At 55.5% G+C, this 1,706-nt stretch carries 1 rRNA gene; it reads left to right on the top strand.

Annotated features, from left to right (window positions below):
* Nucleotides 1-92: 92 nt before the first annotated feature.
* Nucleotides 93-1,616: ribosomal RNA gene (locus ABY44_RS02615) — 16S ribosomal RNA — on the top strand.
* The last annotated feature ends 90 nt before the right edge of the window (nt 1,617-1,706 follow it).

The raw sequence follows: 1,706 nt of genomic DNA, 5'->3' as shown, positions 1-1,706 counted from the left end.
TGGCAATGGATGAAGTCAGCAATGAATTTGTCTCTTTGGTCAGCATCAAACTCGCTGCGTCACCGTTTTCCCGGTGGGGTATGCATTTCTTTTTTACGGAGAGTTTGATCCTGGCTCAGGATGAACGCTGGCGGCGTGCTTAACACATGCAAGTCGAACGGTGAACACGGAGCTTGCTCTGTGGGATCAGTGGCGAACGGGTGAGTAACACGTGAGCAACCTGCCCCTGACTCTGGGATAAGCGCTGGAAACGGCGTCTAATACTGGATATGTGACGTGACCGCATGGTCTGCGTCTGGAAAGAATTTCGGTTGGGGATGGGCTCGCGGCCTATCAGCTTGTTGGTGAGGTAATGGCTCACCAAGGCGTCGACGGGTAGCCGGCCTGAGAGGGTGACCGGCCACACTGGGACTGAGACACGGCCCAGACTCCTACGGGAGGCAGCAGTGGGGAATATTGCACAATGGGCGCAAGCCTGATGCAGCAACGCCGCGTGAGGGACGACGGCCTTCGGGTTGTAAACCTCTTTTAGCAGGGAAGAAGCGAAAGTGACGGTACCTGCAGAAAAAGCGCCGGCTAACTACGTGCCAGCAGCCGCGGTAATACGTAGGGCGCAAGCGTTATCCGGAATTATTGGGCGTAAAGAGCTCGTAGGCGGTTTGTCGCGTCTGCTGTGAAATCCGGAGGCTCAACCTCCGGCCTGCAGTGGGTACGGGCAGACTAGAGTGCGGTAGGGGAGATTGGAATTCCTGGTGTAGCGGTGGAATGCGCAGATATCAGGAGGAACACCGATGGCGAAGGCAGATCTCTGGGCCGTAACTGACGCTGAGGAGCGAAAGGGTGGGGAGCAAACAGGCTTAGATACCCTGGTAGTCCACCCCGTAAACGTTGGGAACTAGTTGTGGGGTCCATTCCACGGATTCCGTGACGCAGCTAACGCATTAAGTTCCCCGCCTGGGGAGTACGGCCGCAAGGCTAAAACTCAAAGGAATTGACGGGGACCCGCACAAGCGGCGGAGCATGCGGATTAATTCGATGCAACGCGAAGAACCTTACCAAGGCTTGACATATACGAGAACGGGCCAGAAATGGTCAACTCTTTGGACACTCGTAAACAGGTGGTGCATGGTTGTCGTCAGCTCGTGTCGTGAGATGTTGGGTTAAGTCCCGCAACGAGCGCAACCCTCGTTCTATGTTGCCAGCACGTAATGGTGGGAACTCATGGGATACTGCCGGGGTCAACTCGGAGGAAGGTGGGGATGACGTCAAATCATCATGCCCCTTATGTCTTGGGCTTCACGCATGCTACAATGGCCGGTACAAAGGGCTGCAATACCGCGAGGTGGAGCGAATCCCAAAAAGCCGGTCCCAGTTCGGATTGAGGTCTGCAACTCGACCTCATGAAGTCGGAGTCGCTAGTAATCGCAGATCAGCAACGCTGCGGTGAATACGTTCCCGGGTCTTGTACACACCGCCCGTCAAGTCATGAAAGTCGGTAACACCTGAAGCCGGTGGCCTAACCCTTGTGGAGGGAGCCGTCGAAGGTGGGATCGGTAATTAGGACTAAGTCGTAACAAGGTAGCCGTACCGGAAGGTGCGGCTGGATCACCTCCTTTCTAAGGAGCATCTGACTCTTCGGAGTCCAGAACCCAGATCGAAGGCATACGTTCTTCGCTGGGAGCTCATGGGTGGAACATTTGACATGG

This window comes from Burkholderia sp. ZZQ-2 (assembly GCF_050768715.1).
GTDB classification, from domain to species: domain Bacteria; phylum Pseudomonadota; class Gammaproteobacteria; order Burkholderiales; family Burkholderiaceae; genus Burkholderia; species Burkholderia cepacia.
Note: the sequence above shows the minus strand (reverse complement) of the source record. Positions and strands in the feature narration are given on the sequence as shown.